Origin of the sequence: Vibrio sp. YT-17 (assembly GCF_033337375.1) — a bacterium.
Taxonomy (GTDB): Bacteria; Pseudomonadota; Gammaproteobacteria; order Enterobacterales; family Vibrionaceae; genus Vibrio; species Vibrio alginolyticus.
Genome location: NZ_JAWOQP010000053.1, coordinates 1594 through 3028, shown reverse-complemented (window position 1 = coordinate 3028; position 1435 = coordinate 1594). Strand labels below are relative to the sequence as shown.

1 rRNA gene (cut by a window edge) is annotated in these 1435 nt (G+C 52.1%); it reads right to left on the bottom strand.

Annotated features, from left to right (window positions below):
* Positions 1–71 precede the first annotated feature (71 nt).
* Positions 72–1435 (bottom strand): 23S ribosomal RNA (locus tag R7F67_RS23725); it runs 1568 nt beyond the window's last position.

The following is a 1435-nucleotide window of genomic DNA, read 5'->3' as shown; positions in this document are numbered from 1 at the left end:
GTTTTTTTAATTCTCGTTCTTACACATTCAATGTTCTTTCATTGAGTCCATCAAAACCCCTTGGGTGTTGTATGGTTAAGCCTCACGGGCAATTAGTACAGGTTAGCTCAACGCCTCACAACGCTTACACACCCTGCCTATCAACGTCGTAGTCTACGACAACCCTTTAGGATACTTAAAGTATCAGGGAGAACTCATCTCAAGGCTCGCTTCCCGCTTAGATGCTTTCAGCGGTTATCGATCCCGAACTTAGCTACCGGGCAATGCGTCTGGCGACACAACCCGAACACCAGAGGTTCGTCCACTCCGGTCCTCTCGTACTAGGAGCAGCCCCTTTCAATTCTCCAACGCCCACGGCAGATAGGGACCGAACTGTCTCACGACGTTCTAAACCCAGCTCGCGTACCACTTTAAATGGCGAACAGCCATACCCTTGGGACCGACTTCAGCCCCAGGATGTGATGAGCCGACATCGAGGTGCCAAACACCGCCGTCGATATGAACTCTTGGGCGGTATCAGCCTGTTATCCCCGGAGTACCTTTTATCCGTTGAGCGATGGCCCTTCCATTCAGAACCACCGGATCACTATGACCTGCTTTCGCACCTGCTCGAATTGTCATTCTCGCAGTCAAGCGGGCTTATGCCATTGCACTAACCTCACGATGTCCAACCGTGATTAGCCCACCTTCGTGCTCCTCCGTTACGCTTTGGGAGGAGACCGCCCCAGTCAAACTACCCACCAGGCACTGTCCGCAACCCCGATAAGGGGTCGACGTTAGAACATCAACACTACAAGGGTGGTATTTCAAGGACGGCTCCACGCAATCTAGCGACTGCGCTTCAAAGCCTCCCACCTATCCTACACATGTAGGGTCAATGTTCAGTGCCAAGCTGTAGTAAAGGTTCACGGGGTCTTTCCGTCTAGCCGCGGGTACACTGCATCTTCACAGCGATTTCAATTTCACTGAGTCTCGGGTGGAGACAGCGTGGCCATCATTACGCCATTCGTGCAGGTCGGAACTTACCCGACAAGGAATTTCGCTACCTTAGGACCGTTATAGTTACGGCCGCCGTTTACCGGGGCTTCGATCAAGAGCTTCGACCGAAGTCTAACCCCATCAATTAACCTTCCGGCACCGGGCAGGCGTCACACCGTATACGTCATCTTGCGATTTTGCACAGTGCTGTGTTTTTAATAAACAGTTGCAGCCACCTGGTATCTGCGACTCTCAATAGCTCCATCCGCGAGGGACTTCACCGTCGAGAGCGTACCTTCTCCCGAAGTTACGGTACCATTTTGCCTAGTTCCTTCACCCGAGTTCTCTCAAGCGCCTTGGTATTCTCTACCCGACCACCTGTGTCGGTTTGGGGTACGATTCCTTACAATCTGAAGCTTAGAGGCTTTTCCTGGAAGCATGGCATCAATGACTTCAC